11 protein-coding genes and 4 pseudogenes are annotated in these 20,752 nt (G+C 60.9%); 9 read left to right on the forward strand and 6 right to left on the reverse strand.

The window, feature by feature from the left end:
- Positions 1-7 precede the first annotated feature (7 nt).
- Both GQ56_RS45135 and GQ56_RS46785 read left to right on the forward strand, forming a co-directional pair.
- A complete protein-coding gene (locus GQ56_RS45135; RefSeq protein ID WP_152601961.1) occupies positions 8-1,180 on the forward strand; it encodes a hypothetical protein in 1,173 nt (390 codons plus the stop codon).
- 253 nt (positions 1,181-1,433) lie between these two features.
- Complete coding sequence (locus GQ56_RS46785) at positions 1,434-3,446, forward strand: ATP-binding protein (RefSeq protein ID WP_043301737.1); 2,013 nt, start codon at positions 1,434-1,436, stop codon at positions 3,444-3,446.
- A gap of 720 nt (positions 3,447-4,166) precedes the next feature.
- Here GQ56_RS46785 and GQ56_RS42410 read toward each other — a convergent pair.
- From GQ56_RS42410 to GQ56_RS46790, 4 genes and pseudogenes are all read right to left on the reverse strand, one after another.
- The gene (locus tag GQ56_RS42410) at positions 4,167-4,532 is read right to left on the reverse strand and encodes a hypothetical protein (RefSeq protein WP_235212822.1); all 366 of its coding nucleotides are present in this window, start codon (positions 4,530-4,532) and stop codon (positions 4,167-4,169) included.
- Positions 4,533-4,594: 62 nt separating this feature from the next.
- Complete coding sequence (locus GQ56_RS45140) at positions 4,595-5,068, reverse strand: hypothetical protein (protein ID WP_152601962.1); 474 nt, start codon at positions 5,066-5,068, stop codon at positions 4,595-4,597.
- 556 nt (positions 5,069-5,624) lie between these two features.
- On the reverse strand, positions 5,625-6,278 hold the full coding sequence (locus GQ56_RS0136065; protein ID WP_031403264.1) for a hypothetical protein: 654 nt from the start codon (positions 6,276-6,278) through the stop codon (positions 5,625-5,627).
- Between the two features lie 459 nt (positions 6,279-6,737).
- Positions 6,738-7,301, reverse strand: a pseudogene (locus GQ56_RS46790) (RHS repeat-associated core domain-containing protein); the annotation flags it as partial.
- Here GQ56_RS46790 and GQ56_RS42415 point away from each other — a divergent pair.
- A pseudogene (locus GQ56_RS42415) lies at positions 7,271-7,603 on the forward strand (hypothetical protein); the annotation flags it as partial. The pseudogenes GQ56_RS46790 and GQ56_RS42415 overlap by 31 nt on opposite strands.
- 351 nt (positions 7,604-7,954) lie before the next feature.
- On the opposite strand, the gene GQ56_RS0136080 reads toward GQ56_RS42415, so the two are convergent.
- On the reverse strand, positions 7,955-8,755 hold the full coding sequence (locus tag GQ56_RS0136080) for a transporter substrate-binding domain-containing protein (protein WP_031403265.1): 801 nt from the start codon (positions 8,753-8,755) through the stop codon (positions 7,955-7,957).
- Between the two features lie 274 nt (positions 8,756-9,029).
- On the opposite strand from GQ56_RS0136080, the gene tssI reads away from it, so the two are divergent.
- From tssI to GQ56_RS0136110, 5 genes and pseudogenes are all read left to right on the forward strand, one after another.
- Positions 9,030-12,209: a type VI secretion system Vgr family protein gene (gene tssI / locus GQ56_RS0136085; RefSeq protein WP_031403266.1), complete on the forward strand. Its 3,180-nt coding sequence runs from the start codon at positions 9,030-9,032 to the stop codon at positions 12,207-12,209.
- A gap of 37 nt (positions 12,210-12,246) precedes the next feature.
- Complete coding sequence (locus GQ56_RS0136090) at positions 12,247-16,830, forward strand: RHS repeat-associated core domain-containing protein (RefSeq protein WP_161788602.1); 4,584 nt, start codon at positions 12,247-12,249, stop codon at positions 16,828-16,830.
- Positions 16,831-16,837: 7 nt separating this feature from the next.
- Complete coding sequence (locus tag GQ56_RS0136095; RefSeq protein WP_034199705.1) at positions 16,838-17,341, forward strand: DUF4265 domain-containing protein; 504 nt, start codon at positions 16,838-16,840, stop codon at positions 17,339-17,341.
- A 22-nt stretch (positions 17,342-17,363) separates the two neighbouring features.
- A pseudogene (locus GQ56_RS40435) lies at positions 17,364-19,193 on the forward strand (RHS repeat-associated core domain-containing protein); the annotation flags it as partial.
- Positions 19,190-19,492, forward strand: a complete 303-nt coding sequence (locus GQ56_RS0136110; RefSeq protein ID WP_031403271.1) for a hypothetical protein — start codon at positions 19,190-19,192, stop codon at positions 19,490-19,492. The pseudogene GQ56_RS40435 and the gene GQ56_RS0136110, both read left to right, overlap by 4 nt.
- 142 nt (positions 19,493-19,634) lie before the next feature.
- Here GQ56_RS0136110 and GQ56_RS45960 read toward each other — a convergent pair whose 3' ends face one another.
- On the reverse strand, positions 19,635-19,847 hold the full coding sequence (locus GQ56_RS45960; protein ID WP_034199685.1) for a hypothetical protein: 213 nt from the start codon (positions 19,845-19,847) through the stop codon (positions 19,635-19,637).
- On the opposite strand from GQ56_RS45960, the pseudogene GQ56_RS47110 reads away from it, so the two are divergent.
- Positions 19,840-20,752: pseudogene (locus GQ56_RS47110) on the forward strand (RHS repeat-associated core domain-containing protein); the annotation flags it as partial. The gene GQ56_RS45960 and the pseudogene GQ56_RS47110 overlap by 8 nt on opposite strands.

Below are 20,752 nucleotides of genomic sequence, written 5' to 3' on the forward strand. Positions count from 1 at the left end.
GTTTGAGATGTCCACAGCAATCCAATATTGGCGGGTTGGGAGCAGTACCGAAGAGCGACTTGATTTGACTCCTGCCGAGGTGGCGGGCCATCTTATCGCTGATTGGATACCTAGCCTGCCATCTGTCTCGGCTGTCGACTTGATGGGCTGGCCTCACTACCTTTTGAAGGGCGTCGGGCATTCTCATAGCCCTTATCTTGCTATCGACGAACAGGTATCGGCGTGTGAGCGTCAATGGAAAGGGGTAATGTCGTGGATGCTGGGCGTGGCTTGTGCGCGTAAGGTGCTTTCTGAGGAAGGGTATCAATGGATTGCACCCGTAAGCGCCTTCTATCCCAATCAAATTACGCCGGTGAGTACTTTGAATTGGCATCCAATCTATCCCCCGTCGGTTCTCAAGATCGATAGAGACCCAGCAAGTTCGACGAATCTTCGCCCCGACTATATTGCACTTCGCTCGATTGGCGGCAATCTTGAGTGGGCTCTCGCTGAGTCTAAGGGAACGAGCGCGTCGCTTTCCTCCATGGCTTGTCCGCGAGCATGGCGTGATCAAGTGCGTAACGCTGTTGTTCATGTGACGCGACCAAAGGTCAGCGGCACGAACATCCCGATCTCGAGACATATCGTAGTCGCCACGCGGGTAAATCCGAACGCCAAGCGCGCGATGACCCGCAGGCTCCAAGTCCGTGCTTGGAATTCTTCTGTACCACCTACCCCCATAGATTCGAATGGGGCGGAGATCGAAGTAATGGCGGCACATCTGTACGGCCTGTGCCGCAACCTGTCGCTATTCCGGAACGCCGACGCGATTGCTGCTGCGAGCCGGTTGCGCGGACGAGCGCAGGTTCGGAATAGCGATTGGCAGCATCTCACATCTGCGAACGAGGCCGCGGATGAGGAGCTCTACCGGAGAAATGTTCGTCTCGAAGGGGGGCGCGCAATTTTTAGTTTCCCGGTGGCCGGAGAGCGAGGAGAATCACCAACCCTGAGGATCACTCTAGAGTCCCCTACGGTTGAGCTTCTGAGGGCCATACGTAAGTTTGGCGTGATCGACCATGACGCTCGCTATCAAATCGAAATTTCAGCAGGAGAGCTGAGTGATTGGTATGCAGAACGACGTGCGTTTAGATCGGAACATGTGTCTGTTCTCCGCGAGGGAATTGTCGTCGAACTGGCCTAGTATGAACGAGCTCTCTAATCGCCCTTGCAAAGCAATCTGCGCCGCAAAGGCGTGACAATAGGTTCAAGGGGCAAGCAAATACTGTATTTTTATACAGAAATCCAGCAGGTGCGCGACACCACGGCCAAGGCGTAGTTGCGGCGGAGCGTTACGACGCCGATGGCATAGAGCTTCCGGGCCCACCAACGGTAGAATGCCGCGATACAAAGTGGCGCGGCGGACGGCGCCAGACGATAGGACGGGAGAAGGGGTTATGGCGGCAGAACAGTATCCAGTTGAGGTGCAGTCGGACTTCCTCGAGAAGATCACGCGCGCTCGCCCTATCCCGGCGCTGGCTGAACTGATCTGGAACGCGTTCGACGCTGACGCCACGGTCGTGGACGTCTCGTTCGAGTACAACGACCTCGGGGCGCTGGACGCCATCGTTGTCAAAGACAACGGCGAGGGCATCGGTCGTACGGACGCCCCCGGCTTTTTCCGTTTCCTTGGCGGCTCGTGGAAAAAGTCCAAATCGCAAACCGCGTCCGGCCGGTTCCTGCACGGGCAGGAAGGTCGTGGGCGTTTCAAGGCGTTCGCCCTTGGCAACGTCGCCGAATGGGCCGTGGTCTACCGTCGGGACGGCAAGTGCTGGTCCTACACCATCCGCATGACTGCGCTCGACATTCGCCACGTCAACGTGAGCGATGAGGCGCAGGTCAAGGACGATGCGCAATCTGGCGTAATGCTCACCATCCGTGAGCCTACCAAGGAGTTCCGGACGTTCACGTCGGACGAAGGTCGTCAGGAGCTGACTGAGGTCTTCGCGCTGTACCTGGCGGACTATGAAGAAAACGCGAAGATCATTCTGGACGGTCGATCCATCGATCCCGCATCGGCCATTGCTGGTCGCAAGAACTTCAACTTGGACGACGTTGTGATCGACGGCAAGGAGCACTGGGTGCGTTTGCATGTCGTCGAATGGAAGGCCGCCGGCAACCGCGCGCTGTACCTTTGCAACCAGCAACGTTTCCCGCTTGTGCAGGTGGACCGTCGCTTCCACATCGGCAACTTCACGTTCTCTGGCTACCTGTACTCGCCGTATTTCGACCTCGCGCAGAAGGAGGGGACGGTCGATCTCGCGGAAATGCAGACCGCAGTCGTTGACGCCATCACGCAGGCGCAGCAAACGATCAAGGATCACTTCCGTACCCGAGCGGCGGAGCAGGCGAGAACGGTCGTGGAGGAGTGGAAGGATGAAGAGGTCTATCCGTTCGCGGGCGACCCGGTGTCGCCGGTCGAAAAGGTAGAACGTCAGGTGTTCGACATCGTGGCCGTAAACGTGGCGCGGCACCTGCCGGACTTCAGCGCGACGCAAAGCAAGAACAAGGCGTTTCAACTTCGGATGCTGCGCCAGGCGATCGAGCGTAGCCCGGAAGACTTGCAGGTCATCTTGGACGAGGTGCTTCGACTGCCGAAACGGCAACAGGAAGAACTGGCGCAACTCCTGCGCGACACGACGCTCTCTTCGATCATCGGGGCCGCGAAGGTGGTCTCGGACCGCTTGAAGTTTCTCAACGGTTTGGAGGCCGTGCTCTTCGACCCAGAGCCCAAAAAGCGCCTGAAAGAGCGATCGCAGTTGCATCGCATCATCGCTCAGAACTGCTGGCTCTTTGGCGAAGAATTCAGCCTGTCGGTGGACGACCAGTCGCTGACCCAGGTTCTGATCGAGCACAAGAAGATACTGGATCCGAAGATCGTTATCGACGAACCAGTGAAGCACATTTCGCAGACGCGGGGCATCGTGGATCTGATGCTTTCGAGGGCGACGAAACAGCACCGGGCGAACCGTTTGTCGCACCTCGTCGTCGAACTAAAAGCGCCAAAGGTGCCCATCGGTTCGGACGAGGTGACGCAGATTCAGGGCTACGCGTTTTCAGTGATGGCGGACCCGCGCTTCTCCAAAGTCGGGGTGACGTGGAACTTTTGGGCGATCAGCGACGAACTCCGACCCTATACCGAGCACTTGGTGAAGGACGAGAGCGGTCTGATTCTGGAAAAGCCGAACGTCAACATCTACGCGAAGACGTGGGCGCAGGTGCTCGACGAAAACCGCGCACGGTTGAAGTTCTTCCAGGACCATCTTGACGTACAGGTTGATCGCGACGCGTCGCTCAAATACCTGCAACAGCGCTACGCAGCTTACCTCGAAGGCGTGTTCGAGGTTGAAGATTCGGACGCGGAAACGGAGGTAGACGCTGCGCGGGAAGCCGACGCAGCGTCTGCCTGAGCTTTTGTCGCTTAGTGATTCGTCACCGGGGCCGTTGGGCTGCGCGGAGACCAGCACGTCATCGCTCTTCGCGCGAACCTGTGCACCCGAACAGGCAGGTCTACCGGTTCACCTCCCAGCAATGGCGCGCCATCCCCGAACAGTGGGAAGTCGCCGGGCGGGCGTAGGGCAGTGACCCCGCGGGACACCCAGACCGGGAAAGGTGGGCCTCACCCCGAACGGCGCCAGGGGCTGGGGGGCTTCTGACCTAGCCTGCCCGTTACAACAGCGCGCAAGTAGACCGCATGAGTGTAGGTGATCAATGCCACTCGCGATCATTTCTTGCCTTGGGTCTGGTCCTCGATGAAGCAGATCGACGACCACATCGAAACGATGCGATGCCAGATCTTCCCGTCAAAGACGAGTGCCCCTTACTGACGGTCGAGTTTGACGCGAGGAGCACGCGAGTTCGTGCGTCCAGCGCCGTCTAGTAGGCTACAATTGCATGCAGTAGCCATGTGTTGTCGCGCGCGGTTCCTAGTTCCACTAGAGCGTTAAAGCCGGGTTGGCAATCGAACCAGAGTGTTCCCGAAATTTGGGGGCATATTTGGGGGCATGGAAGAAACTGAATATTTCAGAAATCCTTGTGTGGCGGGGCAGTGCTGGATGAATTCAATTCCTGCAGCCGCACCAAACACTAGTTTCAAGTAGTATCCGGAAGTCCAAAAACCCGCGTCCAGCCTAGCGCTGACGCGGGTTTTTTGTTTCCGGAAGTCCCGAGTGAGACCGGGGCATCTCCGAAATTTGGGTGTAAGATTTTGGCTCAGGGTCATCTGCATTAAGCCACATAACCGGATCAGCCGCGCCAATCTTTTTCGATCCGACTAATGGCGTCGCAGGGATTTCCTTTTTCGAACCACCATACAGCCGCGAGAGCATAATTGCTTCACCGCTCAGCGTTACGATATCGCCTTGTGTCGCCGTCGATTGTGCCAAAATGGATGCATAAGTAGCAGCACCGGGCGAATCGCTGACCGCAGGTGTTGCCATTTGTTTGGCCGTGCGGCTATTTTTCGTCGTCGTCAAAAGGTTCGAATTGATTTCCATGGAAAACCCCGCGTCGTGAAATCGAAACGCTACGCCGATTTCTCAAGCAGGGCGCGTACTCATCAATACGAATAGTTGTAGGTCACAGATTCAGTGCCTGCGGGATTCAGAGTCGTGCTAGGCCGTCCGCTCGGATGATGCCTAATCGCAAAGGAAGAACCGTTACCGAATGGCAGATTATTGAAATCCTTAAGACTAACGCTAGTCCCCGGAACGATTTCATTGTGACAATAGTTCGATTGCGACGTGTACGGCGGCAAATAGCAAACAGAAACGATATCGTTCGCTGCACCGATATACGACGTGGTTTGAACATCGATGCTAGTCAGTTTTTTGTTTGCGGTCAGCAGCGAACCCGGAAAATCCGAACCGCTCAGCCCGAAATATGTACCGGCCGCAAAACCGGCACCAGTCGAAAAAATGAGCGCTTGCGGTGGCGTCGTCGTTTTCTGAATTGAAGTGGTGCCAGCATAGGCGCCGACGACAGCCGACGACAGCAGAGCCGCCAAAACGCATTTCTTCGTGATTTGTTGCATAGTGATTTTCTCAATAATTGGACAGGGATGATGTGCGACGAACCAAACATGTATTCGTCTGATGAATTATCGGTGCCGTTGAGAAAATCTGTAGGGTTTGGAGAATTTTTTTCATCATCATCGACGCGGGCAAGAACGCCAGTAAGCACGAAAATTGGATCGCCCTCGCAGCATGCTGGCGTCCGCACTGTCAGCAATCTAGACTCCCCGTGTCGGCTGTCTCTTCTTTCTTCTACAACCAAAACGGGGGCCTTGCAGGCAACGTGTTTCAACCCTGCTCTTGCGACGTCCTTGTAGAACGAATTCTTATCTAATACTTTGATTCCACGAGATTCTTCGAGGATTTTTAATCATCAGGTGGAGGGTTCGAGTCCTGAAGCCACAATATTGAACGAAGGGCCGGGAGGTTTTCCTCCCGGCCCTTTGTCGTTTCAACTCCCCAAGGCGACACACGTGACGCCGGCCGCATGGCAAACCTGCTTCGGGATACGGCATACGGCATGCGGGATTTCCTTCACGGTCCGGCGCCGCGCATTCGCCCGATTGCCGTGCATCGCTAAGCGATGCCGTTGCGTTGCAGCCAGTCTCGAAGGCAGTACTTGCATACCGATATCCCGCTGTCGAGCAGGTTGAAGCTGCGGTCGCCCGATTCCATTCGATAGATGCCTGTAGAAAGATCGATATCCGGTCCCAGCGCACGAAGAAGGAAGGCTTCGTCGAACCAGAAATTGTTTTCTGCTTTCGGGGAAGTCACGACTACATTGATTACCCGACCGTGCGGCACCGCGTCACGCTGATCGATCAAGGCTGCCATGGCGGGCGATGTGCGCGAACCGAACGTAATCCCGTGGATGTCGCACTTGACGAGCGGGCCGTCCACCGTCGCATTGTCGGCGACGATCGCCGTGTCGAACGCGCGTGACACAGGCGTCGGCGAGTGCGGTTGTTCGCCTGAACGTACGAGCAGTTCATCCAGGCAATCCGGGCAAACGTGCACGCACGCCCGGTCGAGCAACGCGAACTTCCGCAACTCGGTGACATGCTCGACGCCGTCGACATGGTTGGCGGTGACCGCATGCTCGTCCAGATCCGCGCGCGTCATCCATACGACGTGGCTGCGTTTGGGCCGATCCAGCGATACCCGCACCAATTCATCGGGCTCGAATTGTCCCCGCTCGCGAATCCGGTCGTCGATGCGTTTCGCCGCCACGGTGAATGGCCGGACGCCGTGCCTGGCGCACAACGTTGGAGACCTCATCTGTCGTTACCTCGTCATCGATTACTTCACACGTGGACCGACGCCATGCCGGTTGAGGTATGCCCACGCACGCTTGCCCTTCGCCGGAACGTCGGCTCCCCCGGCGTTGAGCACGTCCAACACGTGCGTCATGCAGCTGTTGTTGGACACGTCATAGGCACCGTCTGGGTCGTCCCGAGTGGTGCGCACCTTGTCGCGCTGGTGTTTCTGTGCGGCACTGACGTCCGGTATGTCGAAGGTCGCGCTGTTGACCGGTTCGGCGGACTCGACACCACTGACGCGTGCGATCCAGGTTTCGTCACCCGAAGTTTTCTGTTCGGTATGCATGCTGCCGGTACCGGCGATGGTCTTGACGGTGTAATGCCCGGAACGGCCGCCAATATGGTTGTACCAGTAGATCACGCATTTGCCTTTCGCCAGCCCGAGCGGGTCGATGTAGGCGACGGGATTCGGCGCATATTGATACGTATTCACCCCGCCCTGCAGTGCGATGGGGTCTTCGCTGATGAAGCGCCCGAGCTGCGGATCATAGTACCGGAGACGGTTGTAATGCAGCCCGGTTTCATCGTCGAACTGCTGTCCCTGAAATCGCAGCGGGTTGCGGGGTGTCACACCGGCCGCCTGCGACGCGCGCGCGATCACCTCCTGTGCGTGACCTCAGGCTCGATAGGAGGCTTCCCATACGACTTCGCCGGCTTCGTCCGTTAGCATTAACGGTGTGCCGATCTGGTCGCAGTGATAGTAAAACACGCTGGCGTCGCCTTCGCGGTGAGGATGACGCTGCAGCGAGTCGCTTTCCGGCTCGTATCGATCGGTATCGTCGTGCGTTGGCGTGGGCATCCCGATGGCCGAACTGGAGAGGAACTGGACGAGTGGCACCGACGTCCCCGGTTCATACACGTAGTGCGTGCTGCGATTGCCGTCGGTCTCGTATGCGAGCTGGTCGCCTTCCCAGCCGAACCGTCGGCGTCGGCCGGCCAGGCCTCCCGCCGCTGTTGTGCTCCTGTCTTGTCCTGGGCGGGCCAGCGCCGGGCTGGCTGCACGCGAGTCGGTGGCGGCTCGAGTACCGTCCGGCCTCGTCGGGCCTGCGCGTGCGCCTGCCTGGCGACGCGAGCCTGCTCGTCACGCTGATGCTGACGTTCGTCGCCGAAACCTGTATCCATTACGCGGTCGCCGTGCACGCGCCGTGGGCGGCGACGAGCGGTTTCGTGACGCTGTCGTTCGCGGTGTGGGGCGTACTGATCGGGATGGCGCTCGGGCGCGCGGTGAACGTGGTCGTGCCTCGCGCCATTTCATTCGAAAGTATGATCGACACCGGTTCGAACCGGATCGCGGACGATCGGGAGACAGGGGCCATGCCGAGTCCCCATGAATTCTCGATGCTGGTGTGCGTTGCACGTTGCACGTTGCACGTGCGCCGGACGGCGTCGATCCGTCGAATCCGGCGCCGTACAGGTCAAGAAGCGGCCGCTCGACGGTACGCAGATGCGCATGAACGCCGTGGCCGCGCGCCCTGCGCCGACACCGGTCGGCCAGATGCTGCTGGCGCGCTTCGACGAAGCGGCTTGAGGGATAGCGTCACGCCTTCATCGTGACGAAGGGCGTGACGCGTTGCGGCGCCGGGCCGCTTACTGCGCGACCGGTACGGTCACGTCGCTGCCGAACCAGTGCATCGAGATCTTCTTCAGCGTGCCGTCCTTGCGCAGCGAATCGAGCGCGTCGTTGATCGCCTTCTCGAACTTCGGGTTGCCCTTGCGGAACGGGATCGCCATTTCCTGCTTGCCGCCGTTCAGCACCGCGCCCGCGCGCAGCGGCAGGTTCGACGTCTTGATCATGTACGGCAGCATCAGGCGGTCGTCGAGCGTCGCCTCGATCCGGCCCGCGGCGAGGTCGCGCAGCTTCTCCGGTGCGCCCGGATACGTCTGCACCTCGATGCCCGGCACGGTGCGCGCCATCTGGTCGTAGTTGGTGCCGAGCGTCACGCCGAGCTTCTTGCCCTTGAAATCGTCGAGCGACTTGAAGTTGCGCGTGTCGTCCTTGCGCTGGATCAGCTGTGCGGCCGAGTACGTGTACGGCTGGCTGAAGTCGAGCGCTTCCTTGCGCTGCGGCGTGACCGTGACCTGGTTGACGATCACGTCGAACTTGCCGGCCTGCAGACCCGCGATGATGCCGCTCCATTCGGTCGGGACGAACTGGGTCTTCACGCCGAGCTTGCCGGCGACTGCGTTCGCGACGTCGACATCGAAACCCTCGAGCTGGCCCGACGTGCCGCGCGAATTGAACGGCGGGTAGGTGCCTTCGAGGCCGACGCGCAGCACGCCGGCTTTCTTGACCGAGTCGAGCAGGTCGTCCGCATGCGCGGCGACGGCCGTGAAGCCGAGGGCCGACGCGAGCAGCAGGCCGGACAGCAGGAACTTCGAACGTTTCATTACAGATCTCCAGGGTTCAGCGTGGTGTGGGTTGAGCGCCGCGCGCCGTCGGGCGCGGCGGCCGCAATACCGACACGTAGACACTACTCGCAACCGCGCCGCGCCGGAAGTCGAATTGGCCCTGATTGCAATCGATTTCATCGGAGTGGCCGGATCGCGCGCGTTGCAACGGGGGCCGGTTCATGGGCGAACGCGAATTTGTCTGTAAAATCGCGCCGGCGAAGTTGAATGCTCGCGCCATCCGAGGGCGCGTCAAAAAGAACAAAGGCCGTTCATGAACATGCAGAACACAATCGCCGCATTGCGCGGCGGATTGCTTCAGCAGGACCGGTTGCTGAAGCTCGATACGCCGTTGGGAGAGAACGTCCTGACCGTGCAGCGGGCGGTCGGCTGCTCGCGCATCGGGCGCGCGTACGAATTCACGCTCGACGTGCTGTCGACCGATAGCGATGTGGAACTTAAAAAGCTGATTGCGCAGCCGATCACGCTTTGGATCCAGCAGGGCGATCTCGGTTACCGGCCGATCAGCGGGTATGTGCATACCGCGCGCCGGCTCGGCGCCGACGGCGGGCTCGCGACCTATCAGCTCACGTTCGCCGATTTCACCCACTTCCTGAAGTTCCGTCGCGATCAGCGGCTCTGGAACGATACGACCGTCGACCAGATCATCAGCGACGTGCTGAACCAGCATCCGCAGGCGCAGGGGCGCTTCCGCTTCGCGTTGACGAAGCCGCTGCCGAACCGCTCGTACACGCGACAGCACGACACCGACTGGCATTTCGTGCATCGGCTGATGGAGAGCGAAGGGCTTTACTGCACATGGCAGCAGGCCGACGACGGCAAGTCGCATACGCTCGTCATCACCGACAACCTGCAGGCGTTCGCGCCGCTGTCGCCGGAAACCGTGCGCTTTTACCGCGGCGGCGCGGCCAGCGAAGCGGACGCGTTCACGCAATGGTCGGGCACGCGCACGCTGCAGAGCGTGGCCCGCACGACACGCACGTTCGACTACAAGCATCCCTCGCAGCCGTCGAACCCGAAAGGCACGTCGCTGCCGACGATGGGCGGACAGGGCGAGCTGCCGGATCAGCTCGAAGTCTACGAATACACCGGCGCCTATACGTATCTCGACCAGCCGCGTGGCGACCATCTGACGAAGGTGCGGATGGAGGAGTGGGAGTCGCAGGCGAAGCGGTTTCGTGCCGCGGGCGGTGTGCGCGCGATCGACGCCGGGCGGCGCTTCACGCTGGCCGATCATCCGGAGCACGATCGCGATCCGGCCGATCAGCGCGAGTTCGTCGCGATCGAGGTGGCGTGGTGGATCGAGAACAACCTGCCTGTCGCGGGCGACCGTGCTGATTTCCCGTACAGCCTGCGCGAAGCGCTGACGCAGGCGCAGGACGGCTATGGCGCCGATCCCGCGTTTCGCGTGCCGCACGACGACGGATCGACGGGCTTCTATCTGGTTGAAGTCGAGGCGCAACGCGTGAGCGTGCCTTACCGCAGCCCGTTCGAACACCGCAAGCCCGAGATGCATCTCGAAACGGCGATCGTCGTCGGGCCGCAGGGCGAAGAGGTTTATACCGATGCGCTGAACCGGATTCGCGTGCAGTTCGTGTGGGATCGCCTGAACCCGGGCAACGAGAACGCGTCGTGCTGGGTGCGCGTGGTGCAGTCGGATACCGGCGGCGGCTACGGCGGCGTGCACGTGCCGCGCATCGGCGAGGAAGTGCTGATCGACTACGTCGGCGGCGACTGCGACCGGCCATTGGCAGTCGGGCGCGTGTACAACGGCGCGAACCAGCCGCAGTGGCATACCGACGGGATCCTGTCCGGGTATCGATCGAAGGAGTATTCGGGCAGCGGCTACAACCAGCTCGTGATGGACGACGCGACCGGGCAGAACCGCGTGCAGCTGATGAGCAGCAGCGCGAACAGCCTGCTGCATCTCGGCTACATCATCGATCACAACGCCAATTCACGCGGGGCGTATCTCGGCAGCGGCTTCGACCTGCGCTCGGATGCTTACGGCGCGGTGCGGGCCAGCCAGGGCCTGTACGTGACGACGCATCCGAAGGCGGCGAACAGCCAGCCGCTCGACGTGAAGGAGGCGCAGCAGCAACTGGTGACGGGCGAGAGCCTCGTCGAGGCGATGTCGGAGGTGAGCGAGCAGCACCAGGCGGAAAGCCTGAAGGATGCGCAGGACACGATGCGCGCGTTCACGGACGCGACGCAGGACAGTGCATCGGGCCGCGCGTCGGGCGGACGCACGGCAGGCGGCGGCACGGGCAGCGCGAACGCGTTCAAGGAGCCGGTGATGCTGTTCGGCAGCCCGTCGGGGATCGGAATGTCGACGCAGCAGTCGGTGCATGTGGTCGCGAACGATCACGTGAACGTGGCGAGCGGGCAGAGCGTGCACGTTGCGGCAGGCAAGTCGCTGCTGGCGAGCATCGGACAGAAGCTGAGCCTGTTCGCGCAGAACGCGGGGATGAAGCTGTTCGCGGGCAAGGGCAAGGTGGAGATCCAGGCGCAGTCGGACAACATCGAGGTGACCGCGCAGAAGGCGGTGAAGGTGGTGTCGGCGACGGGGCAGATCGAGATCGCGGCCGATCAGGGGATCCTGCTGACGAGCGGCGGCGGCTATATCCGGATCCAGGGCGGAAACATCGAGATTCACACGCCGGGCGCCGTGGATGTGAAGGGTGCGTCGCACACGTTCGCCGGGCCGGCGAGCATGGGGTACCCGCTGCCGAGCCCGCGGCCGGATCAGCCGGGGCAACTGGAGTTGCTGCACCAGTACGGGAACGGCCAGCCGGTGAAGGGCGGTCTGTTCTCGGTGTTCGATGCGAACGGCGGACTGTTGAAGAAAGGCGCGCTCGACAACAACGGGCACATGATCGTGAGCGGCCTGCCGCCCGGGGCGGTGCAGGTGAAGTTCGGGGAGGACTCGCGCTCGCAGGACCAGACGTCGAGCCGGTTCGATGTGGCGCCGTGGCCGGCCAATCCGGCGCCGGCGGCCGACGCCGCGGAAACCGCACAGGCACAGCTCGGCTCGTTTCTGCCGGCGGCGGGCGGTGCGGCGGGGGCGCTGACGGGCCTGGCCGGTGCGGCGACGCAAGGCGGCGCGGCACTGGCGAAGGCCGCCGTTGGCCAAGGCATGGGCATGGCCCGGCAGGCGCTGGGCGGCATGCTGCCGGCCGGTGCGTCGAATGCGCTGGGCGCGGCGCAGGCGGTCGCGGGGCTGGCGGGCTCGGCGTCGCAAGGCGGAGCCGCCCTGGCGAAGGCAGTGGCCGGCCAGGGCCTGGGTATCGCGCAGCAGGCAGCGGGCAACGTGCTGCCGGCGGGGGCGCAGGCGGCGCTGTCGCAGGCGGGGCAATTGAGTGCCGCCGCCCGGCAGGTCGGCGATCTGGCGCAGTCGGCGCGCAGCGCCGCGGCCGCACTGAAATTGAGCTGAGCGTCGCCCCTTTCAAATATTCGAGAACAGAAAAATCATGACCGCTGCGGGCGTCCTTCAACCCAAACCTACCGATGTGTTCGTGTCTCCGATCATGAAGATCACGGAGGCCGACGTTCAGGCCGGTATCGATGTATTCGACAAGTGGCTGATCAAGGTCAGCGGCGGTGTCGTCAACGTCAATCGGCTGAAAACCGTCGCGGAGAACGTGCCGGTCCTGGCGAATATCTTCGCGGCAGTCGATGCGGTGCTCGATATCAAGGAGATGATCGAGCGCGGCAGCCAGTCGATCAACCTGTTCGATTGGGTCAACCTCGGCCTCGATCTGATCGGCGTCGTGCCGTTGCCGCCGGCCACGGCCGAGCTTCGGCTCGGCGCGCGCCCGGTGTTGAAGCTGATTCGGCAGAAGATCGTCGAGAGCGGCAAGGCAGCCGGCGAGGCTGCGGTGATGGTGCTGCGCGATTCGATCATCTCGGCGATCGTCGCGAACGTGCAGGAGCGTTACGCGGGCGAGATCGAGAAATTCCTGAAGGTGATACGCGACGGGCTGAAGGAGCTGCTCGACCACTGCGCCAGGTTCATCGGCGACCTGATGAAGGCGATCGCCGACGTATTCGCGCACGCGGCGGGAAAGAAGTATGAGGTCGGGCACAACGTGACGTCGGCCGGAACGCACTTGAAGGGCGTCGGCGCCGCGATCGTCGCGTACGACGGCAGAAAGGTTCTCGACAACATCGGCGGTTTCTTCTCGGACGTCCGCAAGGTCGAGGCGAAGGTCGTCGTCAACGCGGCGACCTCGGCTGCCGACCTGATCGACTCGAATTCGACGAAGAAGCTGCAGCTTTTCGCGGACGATATCTACAAGCGGATTCCGACGGTCCAGAAGTGCATTCGCGAGCTGGACGGGAACGATGCCGGCAAGCTCGGCTGGATCATCACGATCGGCGAAGACGGCATGCGGAGCTGGCGCAAGCGCAATCCGAAACCGCAGACGACCGGGATTCAGGAGCACGGGACGGCGAAGGTCCATGAAAAGCGGGCGGAGCAGCGTACCGATAGCTTGCAGAAGACGGCCGAGGCGGAGCATCCGGGGCCGAATTGCTGTCGCGTGCATTTTCCTGTCAAGACGCCGCCGGCCGCCACCGGGCATTCGATCGGATTCGCACTCGGCGACGAACAGGTCAACCATGAGGATTTCACGATCGAGGGGCCGTTGCCGATTGCCTGGCAGCGTACCTATCGATCGTTCTTCGACGCGAACGATGCGCATGGCGAATTGGGCGCCCGCTGGATTACGCCGTATACGACCCGCTTCGATATCGCAGCGGAAAAACTCGTCTATCACGATGCCGTCGGACGAAGCATCGAATACCCGTTGCTCGGCGTCGGAAGTGCGCACGACGATCTTTCCGAGGGACAAACGCTATTGCGGCTGGACGAGCAGTGGCTGACGGTGACGCGCGGGCATGCGCTGCTCGAAGCGTACGAGCGTCACGGCAACGCGTTTCGTCTCGCATTCGTCAAGGATCGCGCCGGCAATCAGTTGACGCTCGATTACGATGCCGAGGGACGGTTGCGTCGACTGATTGCACCGCACGCGCAGGTTGCGTTCCGACACGACTCGCGGGGGCGAATCGTGGGCGCTGCGCATCATGGCGCGCAAGGCGAGTACGTCGGCACACTCGCGCACTACGAGTACGACGACGGGAATGATCTGATCGGAGCGACGGATCGCTACGGCAATCGTCGCGAGTATCGCTATCGGCACCACCTCGTGACGCGATACACCGATCGCACCGGTCGAGGCGTGAACCTCGAGTGGAACGGCGACGGGCCGAAGGCAAAGTGCTTCCGCGAATACGCCGACGACGGTAGCGACGAGGTCCGTCTCGCATGGCATCCGGATTTCCGGATGGTCAGCGTGACCGACGCGCTTGGCAATGTCACGCATCACTACTACGACAGCAAGGGCTATTCGTTCCGTGTGATTCACCCGGACGGCAGCGAAGAGTGGATGTATCGGGACGCGAACGACATGCTCGTCCAGTACATTCACCGCGACGGCACCGTCGAGCATATGGGATACGATGCGCGCGGCAACCTCGTGCGCCATCAACGTGCCGACGGCAGCGTGATCGAGATGGCGTACGACCCGAAGGACCAGCTCGTTCGCGTGACCGACCCGCTTGGCCACCCGTGGCTGCGCGAATACGACGACGCGGGAAACACGGTGGCGGAAGTCGATCCGCTCGGGCACAAGACCGAGTATGCCTATGACGGGCGCGGGCTGCTTACCCGGATCAAGGATGCGAAGGGCGGCACGAAAGCGCTGAAGTACGACGACGTCGGCCAGCTGATCAGCTATACCGATTGCTCGGGGAAGACGTCGCAGTGGACGTATGACGCCCAGGGGCGCCTCTCGGAGACGAAGGATGCAGCGGGCGGCGTGACCGCATACCGTTATGGCGAGAATGGCCAGTTGATCGAGGTCATGTCGCCGGCCGGCCGCGAGCAAATGCGCTACGACGCGGAAGGGCGCCTGCTGACACAAATCGATCCGCTGAACCGCAACACACGTTACGGCTATGACGCGAGCGGTCGCGTCAGCAGCCGGACCGATGCGTTGGGGCAATCGCTGTCGTACCGCTACGACCGGCTCGGGCGGCTCGTTGCGTTGACCGATCCGAATCACGCGAACTACACGTTCCATTACGACGCAACAGGCCGATTGATCGAGGAGATCGATTTCGACGGGAAGGTCACGCGCTATGCGTATGACGAGGCGAGCAGCCGTCTCGAGTCGGTCGACGAGGCCGGGCAGGTCATGACGATGTCCCACGACCGCGGCGGACGGCTTCAAGGCCGCTCGGCCGGTGAGGACGCGGAGCGCTTCACGTACGATCCGTTGGGCCGATTGATCGAAGCGAGCAACCGGTACAGCCGGGTTCAGCGCTTCTTCGATCCGGTCGGCAATCTGGTGCGCGAGCATCACGCGTACGACCTGTTCGGCACGCGCCGGAGTTTCGTGTGGCATCACCAGTACGATGAAACGGGTAACCGGATCGGAACGGTCAGGCCCGACGGTCATGCGGTCGGCTGGCTCACGTACGGCTCCGGACACGTTCACGGGATGATGCTGGACGGCAAGGAACTCGTGCAGATCGAGCGTGACGATCTGCATCGCGAGACGTCGCGGACGTTGCCGAGCAGGATCGATCAGCGCACGGTGTACGATCAGGCGGGGCGGCTGGCACGGCGCACCGTACAGCGTGCGAACGCGCCTGCACCGCTGGCGGAGCGCCGCTATCGTTACGATGCGGCTGGCCAGCTCGTGCAGATTGAGGACAATCGCAGGGGGCTGACGGACTATCGCTACGATCCGGTCGGTCGGTTGCTCGAGTCGATCGGAGCGGCTGGCAAGGAACGGTTCGGGTTCGATCCGGCGAGCAATATCATCGACCCGGTGCGCGTTGACGTGCCCCGCAAGGAGAGCCGGCCGAGCCCGGTGCGATCGGAGAGTACGTTGCCCCCGGAAGTGCCCAAGGTGCTGGGCAATTTGCTGAAGCAATATGCGGGGCAGCATTTTGTGTACGACGCGCGGGGCAATCTCGTCCACCGCAGATCGCCGGCGGGCGAGCAGCGCTATGAGTGGAATGCGTTCAATCGGCTGACGGCAGCGACGGTGGAGGAGGTTGGCCGCCGGAGCGAGTCGCGGTACTTCTACGATGCGTTGGGTCGTCGCATTGCGAAAGAGGTGAACGGCGAGCGCACGGTGTTCGGTTGGGATGGCGATACGCTGGCGTATGAGAGCGGGGAGCAAGGCAGTGCGCATTACCTGTACGAGGCGGGGTCGTTCGTGCCGCTGGCGCAGTATGTCGGTGCGGCGGTAGGAGGTGTCGAGACGCCGTCACGCGGGGATGTCGATCGCTATGCGCCGGAAGACGATCCGCTGCAAAGGTTGCCGGAACGGGTTGGTGACGCACACGCGTTTTATTACCACTGCGACCAGATCGGCACACCGCAATTGCTGACTGACGATGATGGCGAGGTGGTGTGGGAGGCGTCGTATCAAGCGTGGGGAGAAGCGCGGGAGGTGATCGCGCGGGCGTCGAAGGCAGCGGGGATCGTGCCGAGGAATCCGTTGCGGTTCCAGGGGCAGCAGGTTGATGAGGAGACGGGGCTACACTACAACCGGTATCGGTACTACGATCCGGGTAGTGGGCGGTTCGTTAGCAAGGACCCGATTGGGCTGGCGGGTGGGATCAACGTCTATCAATATGTACCCGCGCCAACCGGATGGATCGATCCGGTTGGGCTGGCACGCATCCCGGCCTCAGTCAAACAGAAGGTTGCTCAGGAGAATAAAGACTTCTTTGGAACGGAAAAGTGCGAGTGCTGTGGCACCGACGTCATTCCTGGCCAAAAGAGTCAACGCGGTGTCACACCTCCGGCGAACGAACGTCAGTTCGATCACGTCGAACCCGACTCGCTGGGCGGGGCGAACAACGAAAAAAACACCCAACTGCTATGCCGTAAGTGCAATCGCGGCTTCTCCAATAAGCTGAAGGAAAATTTTAAGCAACTCAACCGTTTGGGGCGCAACCCATGCGGAAATGAATAGGATCATCATGGCAGGCTTCGCAAAAATCGTGTTTCGTCTGAAGACTGATGCTGACGGATATCCGCCCGTTGGCTTCGAATCACTGTGGGGAGGGGCTCTTGGCGAGAATTCCTACGTGATCGACAACGTGCCTTACTACATATGTGGGGTGAGCAAAGGTGACACGGTCGTGACCGAGGAGATTGACGGCGAACTTGTTGCCGCTGGAGTAGTTGCTCGGGGGGGGCACTCGACCCTCCGGGTATTTGCGGAGGATGATACAACCAGAAAGGCAATTGTCCAGAGCCTCACGCAACTTGGAGCACAATGCTCGGTAACTGACGGGTTATCGCTCTTTGCAGTTGACATCGCTTCTGATGTCGAATTTCAGAGAATCGATGCCTTCTTGGCTTCGCAATGCGATGGTGAGCACGTTGCCTATGAGGATGCGTGCCTGCAGCACACGGGAATAGACAGCATACGAATGGATGAGTGTGCGTCGCTGGCGACGGTACCATTGCGGCTCAATTAGCGCGGGCAATTCCGTTGGCTGAGAGACGGTCTTACACTATAACCGGCATCGGTACTACGATCCAAACTCGGGTCGGTTCATCAGCAAAGACCCGATCGGGTTGGTGGGTGGACTGAATGGGTATCAATACGCGCCCAAGCATCACGCTTACGACCTGTTCGGCGCGAGCCGGAGTTTCGTGTGGCATCACCAGTACGACGAAATCGGCAACCGCATCAGAACAGTCCGGCCTGACGGCCATGCCGTCGACTGGCTCACGTACGGCTCCGGGCACGTCCACGGGATGATGCTGGACGGCAAGGAACTCGTTCAGATCGAGCGTGACGATCTGCATCGGGAGACATTGCGTACCCTGCCGAGCAAGATCGATCAACGCACTGCATACGATCGTGCCGGGAGGTTGGCGCAACGCACGGTACAGCGTGCGAATGCACCTGCGCCGCTGGCGGAGCGCCGGTACCGTTACGACGCAGCCGGCCAACTCGTGCAGATTGAAGACAATCGCAGAGGCTTGACCGACTATCGCTACGATCCGGTCGGTCGGTTGCTCGAATCGATCGGTCCGGCGGGCAAGGAGCGGTTCGCATTCGATCCGGCGAGCAATATCATCGATCCGGCACGTGTTGAACCGCCTCGCACGGAGAGCCGGCCGAGTCCGGTACGTGCGGAGAGTACGTTGCCTGCGGAAGTGCCCAAGATGTTGGGCAATTTGTTGAAGCAATATGCCGGAGAGCATTTCACGTACGACGCGCGGGGCAATCTCGTCCACCGCAGATCGCCGGTTGGAGAGCAACGTTACGAGTGGAACGCGTTCAATCGGCTGACTGCAGCGACGGTTGATGAGGTCGCTCGCCGGAGCGAGTCGCGGTACTACTACGATGCGCTGGGGTGTCGCATTGCGAAAGAGGTGAACGGCGAGCGCACGGTGTTCGGGTGGGATGGCGATACGCTGGCGTATGAGAGCGCGGGGCAAGGCAGCACGCACTACCTCTACGAAGCTGGCTCGTTCGTGCCGATGGTGCAGTACGTGAGTGCGCAGGTAGAAGGGTTCGAAACGCCGTCACGCAGTGCGGCCGATCGTTATGTACCGGAAGACGATCCGTTGCAGCGGTTGCCGGAACGGGTTGGTGATGCGCATGCGTTCTATTACCACTGCGACCAGATCGGTACGCCGCAGTTGCTGACGGATGATGAAGGCGATGTGGTGTGGGAGGCGACGTACCGGGCGTGGGGCGAAGCGCGGGAGGTGATTGCGCGGGTGTCGAAGGTTGCGGGGATCGTGCCGCGGAGTTCGCTGCGGTTCCAGGGGCAGCAGGTTGATGAGGATACGGGCCTGCACTACAACCGGCATCGGTACTATGATCCGAGCAGTGGGCGGTTCGTGTCGAAGGACCCGATCGGGCTGGCAGGTGGGCTGAACGGGTATCAATACGCGCCCAATCCGGTAAGCTGGGTTGATCCACTGGGGCTATCAGGCAACTCGCTTCCCGGGTCATCAAGTGTCAATCGGATCGGTGGTAATGCAATCGATAATCTTCGTTTGAAAGAGCCAGAAAAGAAGCTCAATCCTCCGGGGATTTCGGGCCTGCATAGCTGTTGTCCGTACGATGCAGCCCATCAGATGAGGAGTGCCTTTCCGAAGGCAACAGGCTTGCTGAAGTCAACTGAAACCGTAGCATCAGGCACGGCAGATGCCGTCCGAAGTGCTGGGTTTGATGTAATTGAAGATCCGACGAACAAATTTCCAAATCACGCTCGAATCGTTCATCCTGATGGTGCGGACGGCTTTAATGATGAAAAGCTTAAGGGACTTTTCGAAGCACTTGGATCAACTACACGGTGTCCACGATGATGGAGTTCTACTTGATGGATCACGGCGGAGATTTAGCGGGAGAGGTCACGGTGAGTTCCTCGAAGGAGGCGCTCATGCTAGGAGGCTTTACGCCCGTACCGCGCTTCTGCCTGTATGAACAACTATTCCGGGAGTTCGAGCAAGCAGCGAACGATCAGCTTTTTGTAGAGATAGATCGGTTGGAACACGAGATCGCCGCACTAGGCTTTTATCTGGTTGGCCCATTTCCTCAAGATGATCGACTTGAAATCGAGGATTTGCAGATCATGGGAAATGACGTGAGCTTTCGACTGAGGTAATGAACGACAAGGGCCGCTTATGCGGCCCTTGTCGTTTCTGGGCAAGATGTTCGAACGTGGTCCGGAAATCGACCAATGCGCGGTTACCCGTTTCTCCCCTGATCGGGGAGAAACGCAGCGGCGGCTGCCAGTCTGTCGGCGGCTAGAAAAGCCGTTCCGCGACCACCCGGCGCGCGCCGTCGTTGAGGTGCATTTGCTGAATTCCGGCGATCGCACGACGCAGCCAGGTATCGGAAATTGCACGATGTTCGTCGTTCGTGTTGGCCAGCGCCGCCGACGACAATTGCCGAATTCCGGCGCTGGCCGTCGCGCTGCCGTCGACGTAGTTTGCGGTGGAAATATCGTGTTGGTCCAAAACTGGCCAGCTCGTGCAGATTGAGGGCAATCGCAGGGGGCTGACGGACTATCGCTACGATCCGGTCGGTCGGTTGCTCGAGTCGATCGGAGCGGCTGGCAAGGAACGGTTCGGGTTCGATCCGGCGAGCAATATCGTCGACCCGGTGAGTGGAATGCGTTCAATCGGCTGACGGCAGCGACGGCAGCGACGGTGGAGGAGGTTGGCCGCCGGAGCGAGTCGCGGTACTTCTACGATGCGTTGGGTCGTCGCATTGCGAAAGAGGTGAACGGCGAGCGCACGGTGTTCGGTTGGGATGGCGAAACGCTGGCGTATGAGAGCGGGGAGCAAGGCAGCGCGCATTACCTGTACGAGGCGGGGTCGTTCGTGCCGCTGGCGCAGTATGTCGGTGCGGCGGTAGGAGGTGTCGAGACGCCGTCACGCGGGGATGTCGATCGCTATGCGCCGGAAGACGATCCGCTGCAAAGGATGCCGGAACGGGTTGGTGACGCGCACGCGTTTTATTACCACTGCGACCAGATCGGCACACCGCAATTGCTGACTGACGATGATGGCGAGGTGGTGTGGGAGGCGTCGTATCGGGCATGGGGAGAAGCGCGGGAGGTGATCGCGCGGGCGTCGAAGGCAGCGGGGGTCGTGCCGAGGAATCCGTTGCGGTTCCAGGGGCAGCAGGTTGATGAGGAGACGGGGCTGCACTATAACCGGTACAGATACTACGATCCGAACAGTGGCCGGTTTATTAGTAAGGATCCCATTGGGCTGGTCGGTGGCGTGAATCCGTTCCAGTACGCGCCCAATCCGATATCGTGGATCGATCCATTGGGATTGCACTGCATTCTGGCCGATACCGATCTTGTCTGTCGCGGTGGGGCATGTACTGCCGAAAGTTTTCAAACGGGAAGCGG

The sequence above is a fragment of the Burkholderia paludis genome (genome assembly GCF_000732615.1).
Taxonomy (GTDB): Bacteria; Pseudomonadota; Gammaproteobacteria; order Burkholderiales; family Burkholderiaceae; genus Burkholderia; species Burkholderia paludis.

What these genes read in the sequence shown, in the direction of transcription:
- GQ56_RS45135 (WP_152601961.1), top strand. Translation starts at nt 8, where the DNA reads ATGTCCACAGCAATCCAATATTGGCGGGTTGGGAGCAGTACCGAAGAG.
- GQ56_RS0136095 (WP_034199705.1), top strand. Translation starts at nt 16,838, where the DNA reads ATGGCAGGCTTCGCAAAAATCGTGTTTCGTCTGAAGACTGATGCTGAC.
- GQ56_RS0136110 (WP_031403271.1), top strand. Translation starts at nt 19,190, where the DNA reads ATGATGGAGTTCTACTTGATGGATCACGGCGGAGATTTAGCGGGAGAG.
- tssI (WP_031403266.1), top strand. Translation starts at nt 9,030, where the DNA reads ATGAACATGCAGAACACAATCGCCGCATTGCGCGGCGGATTGCTTCAG.
- GQ56_RS46785 (WP_043301737.1), top strand. Translation starts at nt 1,434, where the DNA reads ATGGCGGCAGAACAGTATCCAGTTGAGGTGCAGTCGGACTTCCTCGAG.
- GQ56_RS0136090 (WP_161788602.1), top strand. Translation starts at nt 12,247, where the DNA reads ATGACCGCTGCGGGCGTCCTTCAACCCAAACCTACCGATGTGTTCGTG.
- GQ56_RS0136080 (WP_031403265.1), bottom strand. Translation starts at nt 8,755, where the DNA reads ATGAAACGTTCGAAGTTCCTGCTGTCCGGCCTGCTGCTCGCGTCGGCC.
- GQ56_RS45140 (WP_152601962.1), bottom strand. Translation starts at nt 5,068, where the DNA reads ATGCAACAAATCACGAAGAAATGCGTTTTGGCGGCTCTGCTGTCGTCG.
- GQ56_RS42410 (WP_235212822.1), bottom strand. Translation starts at nt 4,532, where the DNA reads ATGGAAATCAATTCGAACCTTTTGACGACGACGAAAAATAGCCGCACG.